Origin of the sequence: Pantoea sp. Tr-811, assembly GCF_011752535.1 — a bacterium.
In the GTDB taxonomy this organism is placed as follows: domain Bacteria; phylum Pseudomonadota; class Gammaproteobacteria; order Pseudomonadales; family Pseudomonadaceae; genus Aquipseudomonas.
Window position 1 is genome coordinate 250,726 of sequence record NZ_VWXJ01000002.1, and the last position, 15,209, is coordinate 265,934.

Annotated in this window: 18 protein-coding genes; 15 read left to right on the forward strand and 3 right to left on the reverse strand. The window is 64.6% G+C overall.

Features of this window, described 5'->3' with window-relative positions:
* Positions 1 to 22: 22 nt before the first annotated feature.
* From hslU to F3J44_RS03715, 6 genes are all read left to right on the forward strand, one after another.
* On the forward strand, positions 23 to 1,369 hold the full coding sequence (gene hslU, locus F3J44_RS03690; RefSeq protein ID WP_370526457.1) for an ATP-dependent protease ATPase subunit HslU: 1,347 nt from the start codon (positions 23 to 25) through the stop codon (positions 1,367 to 1,369).
* Positions 1,370 to 1,596: 227 nt separating this feature from the next.
* Positions 1,597 to 1,974, forward strand: coding sequence for a gamma-butyrobetaine hydroxylase-like domain-containing protein (locus F3J44_RS03695; protein ID WP_167068333.1), 378 nt, complete (start codon positions 1,597 to 1,599; stop codon positions 1,972 to 1,974).
* A 354-nt stretch (positions 1,975 to 2,328) separates the two neighbouring features.
* Positions 2,329 to 4,008: a class II poly(R)-hydroxyalkanoic acid synthase gene (gene phaC, locus F3J44_RS03700; RefSeq protein ID WP_167270689.1), complete on the forward strand. Its 1,680-nt coding sequence runs from the start codon at positions 2,329 to 2,331 to the stop codon at positions 4,006 to 4,008.
* A gap of 62 nt (positions 4,009 to 4,070) precedes the next feature.
* On the forward strand, positions 4,071 to 4,922 hold the full coding sequence (phaZ, locus tag F3J44_RS03705) for a poly(3-hydroxyalkanoate) depolymerase (RefSeq protein ID WP_167068328.1): 852 nt from the start codon (positions 4,071 to 4,073) through the stop codon (positions 4,920 to 4,922).
* Positions 4,923 to 4,977: 55 nt separating this feature from the next.
* Entirely contained in the window at positions 4,978 to 6,660 is a 1,683-nt protein-coding gene (gene phaC, locus F3J44_RS03710; protein WP_167270690.1) for a class II poly(R)-hydroxyalkanoic acid synthase, read from the forward strand.
* Between the two features lie 13 nt (positions 6,661 to 6,673).
* Positions 6,674 to 7,288 (forward strand): TetR/AcrR family transcriptional regulator, encoded by a 615-nt coding sequence (locus F3J44_RS03715; RefSeq protein WP_167068324.1) that lies wholly within the window; start codon positions 6,674 to 6,676, stop codon positions 7,286 to 7,288.
* Between the two features lie 107 nt (positions 7,289 to 7,395).
* On the opposite strand, the gene F3J44_RS03720 is transcribed toward F3J44_RS03715, so the two are convergent.
* From F3J44_RS03720 to F3J44_RS03730, 3 genes are all read right to left on the reverse strand, one after another.
* Positions 7,396 to 8,169, reverse strand: a complete 774-nt coding sequence (locus tag F3J44_RS03720; RefSeq protein ID WP_167270691.1) for a phasin family protein — start codon at positions 8,167 to 8,169, stop codon at positions 7,396 to 7,398.
* A gap of 10 nt (positions 8,170 to 8,179) precedes the next feature.
* On the reverse strand, positions 8,180 to 8,599 hold the full coding sequence (locus F3J44_RS03725; protein WP_167068320.1) for a phasin family protein: 420 nt from the start codon (positions 8,597 to 8,599) through the stop codon (positions 8,180 to 8,182).
* Positions 8,600 to 8,707: 108 nt separating this feature from the next.
* On the reverse strand, positions 8,708 to 8,983 hold the full coding sequence (locus tag F3J44_RS03730) for a polyhydroxyalkanoic acid system family protein (protein WP_167068318.1): 276 nt from the start codon (positions 8,981 to 8,983) through the stop codon (positions 8,708 to 8,710).
* A 124-nt stretch (positions 8,984 to 9,107) separates the two neighbouring features.
* On the opposite strand from F3J44_RS03730, the gene ubiE reads away from it, so the two are divergent.
* From ubiE to F3J44_RS03775, 9 genes are all read left to right on the forward strand, one after another.
* A complete protein-coding gene (ubiE, locus tag F3J44_RS03735) occupies positions 9,108 to 9,878 on the forward strand; it encodes a bifunctional demethylmenaquinone methyltransferase/2-methoxy-6-polyprenyl-1,4-benzoquinol methylase UbiE (RefSeq protein ID WP_167068316.1) in 771 nt (256 codons plus the stop codon).
* Positions 9,878 to 10,501 (forward strand): SCP2 domain-containing protein, encoded by a 624-nt coding sequence (locus tag F3J44_RS03740; protein ID WP_167270693.1) that lies wholly within the window; start codon positions 9,878 to 9,880, stop codon positions 10,499 to 10,501. Before ubiE ends, F3J44_RS03740 begins: the two co-directional genes overlap by 1 nt.
* On the forward strand, positions 10,498 to 12,120 hold the full coding sequence (gene ubiB, locus F3J44_RS03745; RefSeq protein ID WP_167068311.1) for a ubiquinone biosynthesis regulatory protein kinase UbiB: 1,623 nt from the start codon (positions 10,498 to 10,500) through the stop codon (positions 12,118 to 12,120). The genes F3J44_RS03740 and ubiB overlap by 4 nt, the downstream gene beginning before the upstream one ends.
* 72 nt (positions 12,121 to 12,192) lie before the next feature.
* On the forward strand, positions 12,193 to 12,585 hold the full coding sequence (hisI, locus tag F3J44_RS03750; RefSeq protein WP_167270695.1) for a phosphoribosyl-AMP cyclohydrolase: 393 nt from the start codon (positions 12,193 to 12,195) through the stop codon (positions 12,583 to 12,585).
* Between the two features lies 1 nt (position 12,586).
* Positions 12,587 to 12,922, forward strand: a complete 336-nt coding sequence (locus F3J44_RS03755) for a phosphoribosyl-ATP diphosphatase (protein ID WP_167068303.1) — start codon at positions 12,587 to 12,589, stop codon at positions 12,920 to 12,922.
* Positions 12,923 to 13,026: 104 nt separating this feature from the next.
* Positions 13,027 to 13,299: a twin-arginine translocase TatA/TatE family subunit gene (locus F3J44_RS03760; RefSeq protein ID WP_167068300.1), complete on the forward strand. Its 273-nt coding sequence runs from the start codon at positions 13,027 to 13,029 to the stop codon at positions 13,297 to 13,299.
* Positions 13,300 to 13,302: 3 nt separating this feature from the next.
* A complete protein-coding gene (gene tatB / locus F3J44_RS03765) occupies positions 13,303 to 13,671 on the forward strand; it encodes a Sec-independent protein translocase protein TatB (protein ID WP_167068297.1) in 369 nt (122 codons plus the stop codon).
* A complete protein-coding gene (tatC, locus tag F3J44_RS03770) occupies positions 13,668 to 14,459 on the forward strand; it encodes a twin-arginine translocase subunit TatC (RefSeq protein ID WP_167068294.1) in 792 nt (263 codons plus the stop codon). The genes tatB and tatC overlap by 4 nt, the downstream gene beginning before the upstream one ends.
* Positions 14,456 to 15,163, forward strand: a complete 708-nt coding sequence (locus tag F3J44_RS03775) for a 16S rRNA (uracil(1498)-N(3))-methyltransferase (protein WP_167068291.1) — start codon at positions 14,456 to 14,458, stop codon at positions 15,161 to 15,163. The genes tatC and F3J44_RS03775 overlap by 4 nt, the downstream gene beginning before the upstream one ends.
* The last annotated feature ends 46 nt before the right edge of the window (positions 15,164 to 15,209 follow it).

Below are 15,209 nucleotides of genomic sequence, written 5' to 3' on the forward strand. Positions count from 1 at the left end.
GCCCCGTGCAAGGACCCTATTGATCATGTCCATGACCCCCCGCGAAATCGTCCACGAACTCAACCGCCACATCATCGGCCAGGACGACGCCAAGCGCGCCGTCGCCATCGCCCTGCGCAACCGCTGGCGGCGCATGCAACTGCCTGCCGAATTGCGTGCTGAAGTCACGCCAAAGAACATCCTGATGATCGGCCCTACCGGCGTCGGCAAGACCGAAATCGCCCGCCGCCTGGCCAAGCTGGCCAACGCGCCGTTCCTCAAGGTCGAAGCCACCAAGTTCACCGAAGTGGGCTATGTGGGCCGCGATGTCGAGTCGATCATCCGTGACCTGGCCGATGCTGCCCTGAAAATGCTCCGCGAGCAGGAAATCGTCCGCGTGCGCCACCGCGCCGAAGACGCCGCCGAAGACCGCATCCTCGACGCCCTGCTGCCGCAGGCGCGGGTCACCAGCTTCAGCGAGGAAGCGGCACAAAGCAGCAGCGACTCCAACACCCGCCAGCTGTTCCGCAAGCGCCTGCGCGAAGGCCAGCTGGACGACAAGGAAATCGAAATCGAAGTGGCCGAGAACGTGGGCGTGGAAATCGCTGCGCCGCCCGGCATGGAAGAGATGACCAACCAGCTGCAGAGCCTGTTCGCCAACATGGGCAAGGGCAAGCGCAAGAGCCGCAAGCTGAAGGTCAAGGACGCGCTGAAGATGGTGCGCGACGAGGAAGCCAGCCGCCTGGTCAACGAAGAAGAGCTCAAGGCCAAGGCCTTGGAAGCGGTCGAACAGCACGGCATCGTGTTCATCGACGAAATCGACAAGGTGGCCAAGCGCGGCAATGTCGGCGGCGCCGATGTGTCCCGTGAAGGCGTGCAGCGCGACCTGCTGCCGCTGATCGAAGGCTGCACCGTCAACACCAAGCTGGGCATGGTCAAGACCGACCACATCCTGTTCATCGCCTCCGGTGCGTTCCACCTGAGCAAGCCAAGCGACCTGGTGCCGGAGCTGCAAGGCCGCCTGCCGATCCGTGTCGAGCTCAAGGCGCTGACCCCGGAAGACTTCGAGCGCATCCTGCAAGAGCCGCATGCCTCGCTGACCGAGCAGTACAGTGCGCTGCTCAAAACCGAAGGGCTGAACATCGAGTTCGCTGCCGACGGCATCAAGCGTTTGGCCGAAATCGCCTACCAGGTCAATGAAAAAACCGAGAACATCGGTGCCCGCCGCCTGCACACCCTGCTTGAGCGCCTGCTCGAAGAGGTGTCGTTCAGTGCTGGCGATTTGGCCAGCAGCCACGACGAAGCACCGATTCGTATCGATGCGGCGTATGTGAATGGCCACCTCGGTGAGCTGGCGCAGAACGAAGACCTGTCGCGGTACATTTTGTAAGACCGCAGGGGCCGCTTTGCGGCCCATCGCGACCTGGCGGTCGCTCCTACCGGAGAATCGCATTCCGTCGCAGGAGTGCGGTCCGGCGGCGGATCACGGTCCGGCGGCGGATCACGGTTCCTGGTAGGAGCGACCGCAGGTCGCGAAAAGGGCTGCAAGGCAGCCCCCTTGCACAATCCCCGAAATCTCCCGAAGCTTGCAACATCTGCTCACAAGAGATTCCCGCCATGGCCCGCCTGCCCACCGCCATCAACCTGCACAAAGCCTCCAAGACCCTCAGCCTCACCTACGCCCCCGGCGAGGTCTACCAGCTGCCCGCCGAGTTCCTGCGCGTGCACTCCCCTTCCGCCGAGGTCCAGGGCCACGGCAACCCCATCCTGCAATTTGGCAAGATCAACGTCGGCCTCGTCGGCCTGGAACCTGCCGGCCAATACGCCCTGAAATTGACCTTCGACGACGGCCATGACAGCGGCCTGTTCACCTGGGAGTACCTTGAGCAGTTGTGCCTGCGCCAGGCGCAGCTGTGGGCCGAGTACCTGGATGAACTGCACAAGGCCGGCAAATCCCGCGACCCGGCCGAATCCGTGGTCAAACTCATGCTCTAGCTCAACGCTTCCAGGCTTTAGAGCGCATTTTCTAATCTCATCTGTTTGAATGCCTTACAGACAACTCTTAAACGGGCTGTCTTGCGCATTACATGAAAGTCGGGTAACCAATGGAGCTGGCAAGTTCCCTGCATCGCCTTGAAGGCGATCAGGCACTGGTCGGTATGTAAAAGGTCGCGAGCGAAAGCAGGCTGTCTTCACACGCAGAATCCCCCGCAGCTCATCGCCGAAAGCATCCGGCCCGCAGCACCGCTGTTCCTTATCACTGGTCACCCGAGTAGCAGTACCGGGCTGTCCGCCGGGGCACAGGCCTTGGCAAACCGGTACTCGTCTCAGGACAACGGAGCGTCGTAGATGAGTAACAAGAACAACGATGAGTTGCAGCGGCAGGCCTCGGAAAACACCCTGGGCCTGAACCCGGTCATCGGCATTCGCCGCAAAGACCTGCTGAGCTCTGCTCGTACTGTGTTGCGCCAGGCCGTGCGCCAGCCGCTGCACAGCGCCAAGCACGTGGCGCATTTCGGCCTGGAGCTGAAGAATGTGTTGCTGGGCAAGTCCAGCCTGGTGCCGGAAAGTGACGATCGCCGCTTCGCCGACCCGGCCTGGAGCAAGAACCCCCTGTACCGCCGCTACCTGCAAACCTACCTGGCCTGGCGCAAGGAGCTACAGGACTGGATCGGCAGCAGCGACCTGTCGCCCCAGGACATCAGCCGCGGCCAGTTCGTCATCAACCTGATGACCGAGGCCATGGCGCCCACCAACACCCTGTCCAACCCGGCAGCGGTCAAGCGCTTCTTCGAAACCGGCGGCAAGAGCCTGCTCGACGGCCTGTCGAACCTGGCCAAGGACATGGTCAACAACGGCGGCATGCCCAGCCAGGTGAACATGGACGCCTTCGAGGTGGGCAAGAACCTGGGCACCAGCGAAGGCGCGGTGGTGTACCGCAATGACGTGCTGGAGCTGATCCAGTACAGCCCCATCACCGAGCAGGTGCATGCCCGCCCGCTGCTGGTGGTGCCGCCGCAAATCAACAAGTTCTACGTGTTCGACCTGAGCCCGGACAAGAGCCTGGCCCGCTTCAGCCTGCGCTCGCAGCAGCAGACCTTCATCATCAGCTGGCGCAACCCGACCAAGGCCCAGCGCGAATGGGGCCTGTCGACCTACATCGATGCGCTCAAGGAAGCCGTCGACGCGGTGCTGTCGATCACCGGCAGCAAAGACTTGAACATGCTCGGCGCCTGCTCCGGCGGCATCACCTGCACCGCATTGGTGGGCCACTACGCCGCGCTCGGCGAGCAGAAGGTCAATGCCCTGACCCTGCTGGTCAGCGTGCTCGACACCACGGTCGATACCCAGGTGGCACTGTTCGTCGACGAGCAGACCCTGGAAGCGGCCAAGCGCCACTCCTACCAGGCTGGCGTGCTCGAAGGCAGCGACATGGCCAAGGTGTTCGCCTGGATGCGCCCCAACGACCTGATCTGGAACTACTGGGTGAACAACTACCTGCTCGGCAACGAGCCGCCGGTGTTCGACATCCTGTTCTGGAACAACGACACCACGCGCCTGCCCGCAGCGTTCCACGGCGACCTCATCGAGATGTTCAAGAACAACCCGCTGACCCGCCCCGACGCCCTGGAAGTGTGCGGCACCTCCATCGACCTCAAGCAGGTCAAGTGCGACATCTTCAGCGTCGCCGGCACCAACGACCACATCACCCCGTGGCACTCGTGCTACCGCTCGGCGCACCTGTTCGGCGGCAAGATCGAGTTCGTGCTGTCCAACAGCGGCCATATCCAGAGCATCCTCAACCCGCCCGGCAACCCCAAGGCGCGCTACATGACCGGTGCCGACCGCCCGGGTGACCCAGCAGCCTGGCAGGAAAACGCCGAGAAACATGCCGATTCCTGGTGGCTGCACTGGCAAGCCTGGCTGGGCGAGCGCTCGGGCGAGTTAAAGAAGGCCCCGACCCGCCTGGGCAACCGCACCTATGCCGCCGGGGAAGCATCGCCAGGGACTTACGTCCACGAGCGTTGAGCTGCAATGCCGTGGCAGCCCGCTGGGCACCACGGCGATTTTTTCACCACCGAGCCACGTGCATGTCGCAACCCTACGTTTATCGCACCGTCGAACTGGACGATCAATCCATCCGCACCGCGGTGCGCCCAGGCAAGCCACACCTGACGCCGCTGCTGATCTTCAATGGCATCGGCGCCAACCTGGAGCTGGTATTCCCGTTCATCGAGGCCCTGGACCCGGACCTGGAGGTGATCGCCTTCGACGTGCCGGGCGTGGGTGGCTCGTCCACCCCCAAGCATCCGTACCGCTTCCCAGGCCTGGCCAAACTGTGCGCGCGCATGCTCGACTACCTGGACTACGGCCAGGTCAACGTCATCGGCGTGTCCTGGGGTGGCGCCCTGGCCCAGCAGTTCGCCCATGACTACCCGGAGCGTTGCAAGAAGCTGGTGCTGGCCGCCACCGCCGCCGGTGCGGTGATGGTGCCGGGCAAGCCCAAGGTGCTGTGGATGATGGCAAGCCCGCGACGCTACGTGCAGCCGTCCCACGTGCTGCGCATCGCGCCGCTGATCTACGGGGGCGGCTTTCGCCGCAACCCGGACCTGGCCATGCACCACGCCGCCAAGGTGCGCTCGGGCGGCAAGCTGGGCTACTACTGGCAGCTGTTCGCCGGCCTAGGCTGGACCAGCGTCCACTGGCTGCACAAGATCCAGCAGCCAACCCTGGTGCTGGCCGGTGACGACGACCCACTGATTCCCTTGATCAACATGCGCCTGCTGGCCTGGCGAATTCCCAATGCCCAGCTACACATTATCGACGACGGTCATTTGTTCCTGATCACCCGGGCCGAGGCCGTCGCCCCCATCATCATGAAGTTTCTCCAGCAAGAGCGTCAGCGCGCGGTCATGCACCCCAGCCCCGCCACCGGTGGCTGATTTGTTGCTTGCTGTTGCATGAAACCAAGCCGTGGCCTGACAACGGAGTGTTGCCATGAAAGAAAAAACGGCCAAGGGAACGTCAACGCTTCCCGCCACCAGCATGAACGTACAGAACGCCATCCTCGGTGTGCGCGGCCGTGACCTGATCTCGACGTTGCGCAGCGTGGGCCGCCACGGCCTGCTCAACCCCCTGCACACCGCCCGCCACCTGGTGGCCCTGGGCGGCCAGCTGGGCCGGGTGATGCTCGGCGACACGCCTTACCAACCCAGTCCGCGGGACACTCGCTTCAACGACCCGACGTGGAGCCAGAACCCGTTCTACCGGCGCGGCCTGCAGGCCTATTTGGCGTGGCAGAAGCAAACCCGCCTGTGGATCGACGAAAGCCACCTGGACGACGACGACCGCGCCCGTGCGCACTTTCTGTTCACCTTGATCAACGACGCCCTGGCACCGAGCAATTCGCTGCTCAACCCGCTGGCGGTGAAGGAGCTGTTCAACACCGGCGGGCAAAGCCTGGTGCGCGGCGTGGCCCACCTGCTCGACGACCTGCGGCACAACGACGGCCTGCCACGCCAGGTGGACGAGCGCGCCTTCGAGGTGGGTGGCAACCTGGCGGCCACCCCTGGCGCGGTGGTGTTTCGCAACGACCTGCTGGAGCTGATCCAGTACAAGCCGATGAGCGAGAAGCAACACGCCCGGCCGGTGCTGGTGGTGCCACCGCAGATCAACAAGTACTACATCTTCGACCTGCAGCCGAACAACAGCTTCGTCCAGTACATGCTCAAAAGCGGCCTGCAGGTGTTCATGGTCAGCTGGCGCAACCCCGACCCGCGTCACCGCGAATGGGGCCTGTCGAGCTATGTGCAGGCCTTGGAGGAAGCGCTGAACGCCTGCCGCAGCATCAGCGGCAGCCGCGACCCGAACCTGATAGGCGCCTGCGCAGGTGGCCTGACCATGGCCGCGCTGCAAGGCCACCTGCAAGCCAAGCACCAGCTGCGCCGGGTGCGCAGCGCCACCTACCTGGTGAGCCTGCTCGACAGCAAGTTCGACAGCCCCGCCAGCCTGTTCGCCGACGAGCAGACCATCGAGGCGGCCAAGCGCCGCTCCTACCAGCGCGGCGTGCTGGACGGTGGCGAGGTGGCGCGGATTTTCGCCTGGATGCGGCCCAACGACCTGATCTGGAACTACTGGGTCAACAACTACCTGCTCGGCAAGACCCCACCGGCCTTCGACATCCTCTACTGGAACGCCGACAGCACGCGCCTGCCAGCGGCCCTGCACGGCGACCTGCTGGACTTCTTCAAGCTCAACCCGCTCACCCATGCCGCCGGGCTTGAGGTGTGCGGCACGCCGATCGACCTGCAACAGGTGGACCTGGACAGCTTCACCGTGGCGGGCAGCAACGACCACATCACCCCGTGGGATGCGGTGTATCGCTCGGCGTTGCTGCTGGGCGGCGAGCGCCAGTTCGTGCTGGCCAACAGTGGGCATATCCAGAGCATCATCAACCCGCCGGGCAACCCCAAGGCGTATTTCCTCAAGAACCCCAAGCTGTCCAGCGACCCGCGTGCCTGGTTCCACGACGCCCAGCGCCGCGAGGGCAGCTGGTGGCCGTTGTGGCTGGAGTGGGTGACACCGCGCTCCGGGCCGCTGAAGGTGCCGCGCACCGAGCTGGGCAACAGCGCCTACCCACCGCTGGGCCCTGCGCCAGGCACGTATGTCCTGAGCCGATGAGTACCCCGACTGGATGAAGACCCGCGACCGGATACTCGAATGCGCCCTGCAGCTGTTCAACCAGCAGGGCGAGCCCAACGTCTCGACCCTGGAGATCGCCAACGAGCTGGGCATCAGCCCGGGCAACCTGTACTACCACTTCCACGGCAAGGAGCCGCTGGTGCTGGGCCTGTTCGAGCGCTTCGAGGAAGCCCTGGTGCCCCTGCTGGACCCACCGCTGGAAGTGCGCCTGGAGGCCGAGGACTACTGGCTGTTCCTGCACCTGATCGTCGAGCGCATGGCCCAGTACCGCTTCCTATTCCAGGACCTGTCCAACCTGACCGGGCGCCTGCCAAAGCTTGCACGCGGCATGCGCAGCCTGATCAACGCGCTCAAGCGCACGCTGGCGGCCTTGCTGGCCAGCCTCAAGGGGCAGGGTTTGGTGACCAGTGAAACCCAGGCGCTGGGGCAACTGGTGGAGCAGATCACCTTGACCCTGATGTTCTCGCTCGATTACCAGCGGGTGCTGGGGCGCGAGGGGGATGTGGGGATCGTGGTGTACCAGGTGATGATGCTGGTGGCGCCGCATTTGCAGGAACAGGCGCGGGCGCAGGCTGAGCAGTTGGCGGTGCGGTATCTAGAGGGGTAGGCCTGACACGGGTGTGTTGCTGCACCGACGCATTCGCGGGGCAAGCCCGCTCCTACAGGAGCGGGCTTGTCGGGACGCCGAACCGCCGCGAAGGCATCACGCCGCGATCAGAGCAGCGAACCGGTGCTGGCCGGTGCCGATGGCGGGTTGCTGGCCGGGGCGGCGCTTGGGGCCGGTGCCGGGGTAGCCGCCGGTGCGGCGCTGGCAGCCGGTGCAGCCGGCTTGGCGGCAGCAGGCTTGGCCGGGGCTTTCTTCACGGCCGGTTTCTTCGCCGCGGCAGGCTTGGCTGCAACCGGCTTGGCAGCAGGTTTTGCGGCTGGCTTGGCCGCTGCGGTCTTGGCCGCTGGCTTGGCGGCGGCCGTTTTAGCCGCAGGCTTGGCCGCTGCCGTTTTTGCCGGGGCCTTGGCCAGTGGCTTGGCAGCTGCCTTGGCCGCTGCCGGCTTGGCGGCGGCCGAGCGCGAGGAGATCGGGGTAACCGACGCACCGGTCAGTTTCTCGATCTGCTTGGTCAGGCTGTCGACCTGCTGGTGCAGGGCCTTGATCTCGTTGCGGCTTGGCACGCCCAGGCGCGAGATGGCGCTGTTCAGGCGCTTGTCGAAGGCTTCTTCGAGTTCGCTCCACTTGCCCAGTGCACGGTCCTTCACCCCGGAAACCCGCGAGGTGGTCGAGGACTTGGCGCTTTCTGCCACGTCTTCAGCGGTTTTCTTTGCCTGCTTCTCGGCCTTTTCGCCGTCCTTCACCAGCGAGTCGAACAGCTTCGGCCCATCCTGGTCGACTTTCGAATAGATACCCAGCCCTGCCAGCCAGATCTTGCGGGAGTATTTCTCGATCCCGCCAATCCAGGAGCTGCCTTCTTTGTCGGTACTCTTCTTGCCAGCCATCCTGCTCTCCTTATGGTTTGTGCGCGACGCGCTCAAGCAGCTCATGCAGCTGTTCAAGCTTGATGGACAACGCCTCAACGTCATGTTTAGACGGAATGCCAAGGCGATTCAAGGCGCGGCCTACCCGTGCGTCGAAAGCTCTTTCGATCTTGTCGAGCTGCAGCTCGACCTTGCCACGTACGCGGCTGACTTCTTCACCGGCTTCTTCGAGCTGGTGGTTGGCGGCATCGAGCTCTTTGTCGATGCGCTTCTTGCCACGTTTCTCGACGCCTTCACCGGCTTTTACCAGTTCCTTGAAGTAGTCGGAACCTTCCTGGCCGACACGGGCGTAGGCGCCGATACCAGCGAGCCAGATCTTGCGCGCATAACCGCGCACTTCGCTCAGGGTGCCCGGAGCGTCGTCCTTGTGCTTCACATTCACTTTGGCCATGTTCTGTACCTCATGCTCATGAGTGGAGGGAGGAACCGCCCATGGAGGTTGGGCTTGAGCACAAGGTAGAGAGGGAAATTAGAATCTTCACCCTAAGGTGGCAGGGCCTCAGGCCAGGGCCTTGTCCAGCGCCCGTTCGATCTCGCCCTTAATGGTGCCGCTCATCATCGACAGCATCATGCCCAGCTTCAGCTCCACGCGGATGCTGTCTTCGCCAATGTGCACGCTGCCGTTGGCGCCGCTGCGCGCCACATCCACCCGGTCACCGTTCCAGGTGGCCTTGAGGTCGTATTCGCGGCTGAGCTTGTCGACCAACGCTTCGGCCTTGGCGCGGGCGGCTTCGCGGCCGAGGGAGTGTTTGCGTTCGACGCTGATCTGGGTCATGCGGGTATTCCTGGGTATGTAGACATAATGGGCATTATGCCCGCGCCTGCCCCGGGGCACACCCCGCCAAGACAAATCCGCCCGTTCGCCCTAGAATGGCGGTAATTTTTTCCGGTGAAGCGATATGAACGACCAGCGCAAAGGCGAACACGCCGAACCCACCACCCACTTCGGCTACCAGGACGTGCCTGAAAGCCAGAAGGCGAAGAAAGTCGCCGAAGTGTTCCACTCGGTGGCCGCCAAGTACGACCTGATGAACGACGTGCTCTCCGGCGGCATGCACCGCTTGTGGAAACGCTTCACCATCGAGCTGTCGGGCGTGCGCGCCGGCAACCGCGTGCTGGACATCGCCGGCGGCACCGGCGACCTGGCCGCCAAGTTCTCGCGCCTGGTAGGCCCGAGCGGGCAGGTGGTACTCGCCGACATCAACGATTCGATGCTCAAAGTTGGTCGTGACCGCCTGCTCGACCGCGGCGTGGCCGGCAACATCGAGTTCGTTCAGGCCGACGCCGAAAAGCTGCCGTTCCCGGACAACCACTTCGACTGCGTGACCATCGCCTTTGGCCTGCGCAACGTCACCCACAAGGATGCAGCCATCCGCTCGATGCTGCGCGTGCTCAAGCCCGGTGGGCGGCTGTTGATCCTGGAATTCTCCAAGCCGACCAACAAGCTGATGTCCAAGGCCTACGACGCCTACTCGTTCGCCTTCATGCCGCTGGCCGGCAAGCTGATCACCAATGACGCCGAGAGCTACCGCTACCTGGCCGAATCGATCCGCATGCACCCCGACCAGGAAACCCTCAAGAGCATGATGGTCGAGGCCGGTTTCGACCGCGTCACCTACCACAACATGACCAGCGGCATCGTTGCCGTGCACCGGGGAATAAAGCCCTGATGCTGCTGGCCGGGCTGCTCGCCAGCGTCGAACATGGCCTGAACCGCGTGCTGCGCATGGACAGCACGGCCTTGCCGCGCCTGGCCGCGCTGGAAGGCAAGGTCATCGAGATCGACTGCCGCCAGCCCGCCCTGCGGGTGTTCATCCTGCCCGATGAAGAAGGCCTGATGCTCGCCGCCCACTGGGAAGGTGAAGTCGACTGCAGCCTGCGCGCCCCGGCCGGCAGCCTGGTGCAACTGGCCGTGGCCCGCGACAAAACCGCCGTGCTGCACAGCCCGCAGGTGGAACTGCATGGCGACAGCGCCGTGCTGCTCGACCTGTTCGGCGTGCTGCAGGACCTGGAGCTGGACTGGGAGCACGAGCTGCAACGCTGGCTGGGCCCGGTGGCCACGGCGATGCTGGCCGGGCACATTCGCCTGCGCGCACGCTGGACCCGCCAGGGCCTGGCACGTTTCAGCGACAACCTGTCCGAATACCTGGCCGAAGAGTCGCGCACCCTGGTGGGCAAGCGCGAAGCCGAAGCCGCCTTCAGCGAGCTCGACAGCCTCAAGCTCGACATCGAACGCCTCGAGGCGCGCCTGCAGCGCCTCTCCCGATCCCTTGATACCAGCGATAACGCATGAAGCTGCTCGCCGTCCGCCGTCTTTTCCGCATCCAGCGCGTGGTGATCCGCTACCGTCTCGATGACCTGCTGTTCGACCAACCGTTGCTGCCCTGGTGGCTGGCCAGCCTGCGCCTGCTGATGCCGTGGCGCTGGCTGCCCCGCAAGCCCTCGGCGCTTAGCCGCGGCGCACGCCTGCGCCTGGCGCTGCAAGACCTGGGGCCGATCTTCATCAAGTTCGGCCAGCTGCTGTCCACCCGCCGCGACCTGCTGCCCAACGACATCGCCGATGAGCTGATGCTGCTGCAGGACCGCGTGCCGCCGTTCGACCCCAAGCAGGCCGTGGCGCTGATCGAGTCGCAGCTGGGCGCGCCGGTGGCGCAGCTGTTCAGCCGCTTCGACGTCGAGCCGCTGGCCTCGGCCTCGGTGGCCCAGGTGCACGCCGCCCGCCTCAAAAGCGGCGAGGAAGTGGTGGTCAAGGTGGTGCGCCCAGGCCTCAAGCCGGTCATCGCCCAGGACCTGGCCTGGCTGTTCCTGATTGCCAAGGCCGCCGAGCGGGCCTCGGCCGATGCCCGCCGCCTGCACCCGGTGGAAATCGTCGGCGACTACGAGAAAACCATCTACGACGAGCTCGACCTGCTGCGCGAGGCGGCCAACGCCAGCCAGTTGCGGCGCAACTTCGAAGGCTCCGAGCTGATGTACGTGCCCCAGGTGTACTGGGACTTGTGCCGGCCCAAGGTGCTGGTGATGGAACGCATCTACGGGGTGCCGGTGACCGACATGGCCACCCTGGCCGACCAGCGCACCGACATGAAGCTGCTGGCCGAGCGCGGCGTGGAGGTGTTCTTCACCCAGGTGTTCCGCGACAGCTTCTTCCACGCCGACATGCACCCGGGCAACATCTTCGTCAGCACGGTCAAGCCGTGGAGCCCGCAGTACATCGCCATCGACTGCGGCATCGTCGGCAGCCTCACCGCCGAGGACCAGGACTACCTGGCGCGCAACCTGATCGCCTTCTTCAAGCGTGACTACCGCCGTGTGGCCCAGTTGCACATCGATTCAGGCTGGGTGCCGGCACACACCAAGGTCAATGAATTCGAAGCGGCGATTCGCACCGTGTGCGAACCGATCTTCGAAAAACCGTTAAAGGATATTTCCTTCGGCCAGGTGCTGATGCGCCTGTTCCAGACGGCGCGGCGCTTCAACATGGAAGTGCAGCCGCAGCTGGTGCTGCTGCAAAAGACCCTGCTCAACATCGAAGGCCTGGGCCGCCAGCTGTATCCGGACCTGGACCTGTGGAGCACCGCCAAGCCGTTCCTCGAACGCTGGATGCGCGAGCGCATGAGCCCAAAGGCGGTGATCGGCAACCTGTACAGCCAGGCGGAACAACTGCCGCACCTGGCGGGCATGACCCGCGACCTGCTCGAACGCCTGTCGCAGCCGCACCTGCAAGACCCGCCACTGCCCGAGCGGCGCCGCCAGGGCGATCGCTGGGCCCTGCGCCTGCTCGGCGCCGGCCTGCTCGCCGGGGGTGCGGTGCTGGCCGCCAGCGCCGCCGAGGCCGCCAGCCTGGCTGCCCCGGCCGCCTGGCCGGCCTGGTTGATGCTGGCCGCCGGCCTTTACCTGATCGTGCGCCAATAGCCAGCCGCGCTGCTGGCTGGCACACTAGCGCAAAGGGCCCGGCACAGGAGCGGGCCCGTTTTGGAGTCGACGATGAAAGACTGGCTGGACGAGATCAAGTGGAACAGCGATGGCCTGGTACCGGCAATCGCCCAGGACCACAAGACCGGACGCGTGCTGATGATGGCCTGGATGAACCGCGAGTCGCTGGCGTTGACCGCCGCCGAGCAACGCGCCATCTACTGGTCGCGTTCCCGTGGCAAGCTGTGGCGCAAGGGCGAGGAGTCCGGCCATGTGCAGAAACTGCATGAACTGCGCCTGGACTGCGATGCCGACGTGATCATCCTGATGGTCGAGCAACTGGGCCATATCGCCTGCCACACCGGCCGTGAAAGCTGCTTCTACCGCGTCTTCGAAGGCGGCCAGTGGAAAATCATCGACCCGGTCCTGAAAGACCCGGATGCCATCTACAGCGCAGGACACTGACATGAGCGACACCCTCGACCGCCTGGCTGCCGTGCTCGAAGAGCGCAAGCAGGCCGCCCCCGACAGCTCCTACGTGGCCAGCCTGTACCACAAGGGCCTGAACAAGATCCTGGAAAAACTCGGCGAAGAGTCCGTCGAGACCATCATCGCCGCCAAGGATGCGGCGCTGAGCAAGGATTGCAGCGATGTCATCTACGAAACCGCAGACCTGTGGTTCCATAGCCTGGTGATGCTCAGTGCGCTGGGCCAGCATCCGCAAGCCGTGCTCGATGAGCTGGACCGCCGGTTCGGGCTGTCCGGGCACGATGAGAAGGCAGCGCGACAGCCGTCTGCCTGATAGTTTCGGGGGCGTTACTACACGCCCGCTCCCACAACGGGTGCACCGCTAGCCCTCGGGGTAACTAGCCCTCAGGGTAAACAGACAATTTTCAGGAGTACGAAATGGGTATTTTTGACTGGAAACACTGGATCGTCCTGCTGGTGGTCGTGGTACTGGTCTTCGGCACCAAGAAGCTGAAGAACTTCGGCAGCGACCTGGGCGAGTCGATCAAGGGCTTTCGCAAGGCCATGAACGACGAAGAGAACAAGCCGGCCGAGCAAACCCCGCCGCCTGCCCAGCCCGTGCCACCGGTGCAGAACACTGCCCAGCCACAGCAGGGCCACACCATCGAGGGCCAGGCCCAGCCGGTCCAAGAGCCACAGCGGAAAGACTGACCCATGTTCGGCATCAGCTTCAGCGAACTGCTGCTGGTAGGCCTGGTTGCCCTGCTGGTGCTCGGCCCCGAGCGCCTGCCCGGCGCCGCGCGCACTGCGGGGCTTTGGATCGGCCGGCTGAAGCGCAGCTTCAACGCGATCAAGATGGAGGTCGAGCGCGAGATCGGCGCCGACGACATCCGCCGCCAGTTGCACAACGAGCACATCCTGCAGATGGAAGAGGAAGCCAAGCGCATCCTCAACCCGCAAACGCCGCCGGCCCAGCCGCCCGCCGCCGCCCAGCCGGGCGCAACGCCTGCCCCGCCTGCTGCCGAACAGGCCGCCGCCCCGGCCACACCGCCTGATCAGCCTCAACCGCCGCGAGCCCCATGAGCGAAAACCCGGAACACGACCAGCCCATGCCGCTGGTCTCGCACCTGACCGAACTGCGTACCCGCCTGCTGCGCTGCGTGGCCGTCATTTTCCTGATCTTCGCCGGGCTGTTCTCCTTCGCCCAGCAGATCTACACCCTGGTGTCGGCGCCCCTGCGCGAGCACCTGCCGGCCAACGCGACGATGATCGCCACCGACGTGGCCTCGCCGTTCCTCACGCCGTTCAAGCTGACGATGATCGTCTCGCTGTTCCTGGCCATCCCGTTCATTCTCCAGCAGATCTGGGGCTTCATCGCACCGGGGCTGTACCGCCACGAAAAGCGCATCGCCATTCCCTTGCTGGTGTCGAGCATCCTGCTGTTCTACGCCGGCATGGCCTTCGCCTACTACCTGGTGTTCCCGTTGATGTTCAAGTTCTTCGCCGCGGCCACCCCGGCCGGCGTGACCATGATGACCGACATCACCGCCTACCTCGACTTCGTGATGACCCTGTTCTTCGCCTTCGGCGTGGCCTTCGAGATCCCGGTGGCGGTGGTGCTGCTGGTGTGGATTGGCGTGGTCGACGTGAAGTACCTGAAGAAAGTGCGCCCTTACGTAATCATCGGCTGCTTCGTGGTCGGCATGATCCTGACGCCGCCGGACATCTTCTCGCAAACCCTGCTCGCGGTGCCCATGTGGCTGTTGTTCGAGATCGGTGTGCTGTGCGGTGGGCTGATCCGCAAGCGCAGCCACGCTGACGACGAAGCCAGCAACGACCACAACGACCAGCCGCCAGCGACCTTGCCGTGAACCTGTTGCTTCTTGAAGAGGCCGACTTCGTTGCGGCCGACCGCGTCGTGCTCGCCGACCGACGCTTCACCCACATGCAGGACATCCACGGCGTGGCGGTGGGCGACAGCCTGCGCGTGGGCCGCATCGGCGGGCTGATGGGCAAGGCCACGGTACTGCGCCTGGAGCAGCACGAAGCCGAGCTGCAGGTAGCCTTCGACCAACCGCCACCGGCCAAGCTGCCGCTCACCCTGGTACTGGCCGTGCCCCGCCCGAAGATGCTGCGCCGGCTGTTCCAGACGGTGGCGACCCTGGGCGTGCAGCGGCTGATCCTGGTCAACAGCTACAAGGTCGAGAAAAGCTTCTGGCAAACCCCCTTCCTGCACCCGGACAGCATCCGCGACAACCTTATCCTCGGCCTTGAGCAGGCGCGTGACACGGTGCTGCCGGAAGTGCTCATCGAAAAGCGCTTCAAGCCCTTCGTCGAGGACCGCCTGCCGGCCATCGCCGCCGGCACCCTCGGCCTGGTCGGCCACCCCGGCCCCTACCCCGCTTGCCCGCGCGCCGTCGAAGGCCCGGTAACCCTGGCCATTGGCCCGGAAGGGGGCTGGATTCCCTATGAAGTGGACTTGCTCGGCAAGGCCGGCCTTGCCCCCGTGCAACTGGGCGAGCGCATCCTGCGGGTGGAAACGGCGGTAACTGCCCTGCTCTCAAGGATTTTCTGACAAGCGGGTCAGCTTTTCACTATCAAGTTTCCCCGGCGCGCGCCGA

Bases quoted from the DNA above. Each gene is read 5' to 3' on its own strand.
- phaZ (WP_167068328.1), top strand. From the start codon at position 4,071: ATGTCGCAACCCTACGTTTATCGCACCGTCGAACTGGACGATCAATCC.
- F3J44_RS03695 (WP_167068333.1), top strand. From the start codon at position 1,597: ATGGCCCGCCTGCCCACCGCCATCAACCTGCACAAAGCCTCCAAGACC.
- phaC (WP_167270689.1), top strand. From the start codon at position 2,329: ATGAGTAACAAGAACAACGATGAGTTGCAGCGGCAGGCCTCGGAAAAC.
- F3J44_RS03740 (WP_167270693.1), top strand. From the start codon at position 9,878: ATGCTGCTGGCCGGGCTGCTCGCCAGCGTCGAACATGGCCTGAACCGC.
- F3J44_RS03720 (WP_167270691.1), bottom strand. From the start codon at position 8,169: ATGGCTGGCAAGAAGAGTACCGACAAAGAAGGCAGCTCCTGGATTGGC.
- F3J44_RS03755 (WP_167068303.1), top strand. From the start codon at position 12,587: ATGAGCGACACCCTCGACCGCCTGGCTGCCGTGCTCGAAGAGCGCAAG.
- tatC (WP_167068294.1), top strand. From the start codon at position 13,668: ATGAGCGAAAACCCGGAACACGACCAGCCCATGCCGCTGGTCTCGCAC.
- tatB (WP_167068297.1), top strand. From the start codon at position 13,303: ATGTTCGGCATCAGCTTCAGCGAACTGCTGCTGGTAGGCCTGGTTGCC.
- hisI (WP_167270695.1), top strand. From the start codon at position 12,193: ATGAAAGACTGGCTGGACGAGATCAAGTGGAACAGCGATGGCCTGGTA.
- F3J44_RS03715 (WP_167068324.1), top strand. From the start codon at position 6,674: ATGAAGACCCGCGACCGGATACTCGAATGCGCCCTGCAGCTGTTCAAC.
- F3J44_RS03760 (WP_167068300.1), top strand. From the start codon at position 13,027: ATGGGTATTTTTGACTGGAAACACTGGATCGTCCTGCTGGTGGTCGTG.
- F3J44_RS03730 (WP_167068318.1), bottom strand. From the start codon at position 8,983: ATGACCCAGATCAGCGTCGAACGCAAACACTCCCTCGGCCGCGAAGCC.
- phaC (WP_167270690.1), top strand. From the start codon at position 4,978: ATGAAAGAAAAAACGGCCAAGGGAACGTCAACGCTTCCCGCCACCAGC.
- F3J44_RS03725 (WP_167068320.1), bottom strand. From the start codon at position 8,599: ATGGCCAAAGTGAATGTGAAGCACAAGGACGACGCTCCGGGCACCCTG.
- ubiE (WP_167068316.1), top strand. From the start codon at position 9,108: ATGAACGACCAGCGCAAAGGCGAACACGCCGAACCCACCACCCACTTC.
- ubiB (WP_167068311.1), top strand. From the start codon at position 10,498: ATGAAGCTGCTCGCCGTCCGCCGTCTTTTCCGCATCCAGCGCGTGGTG.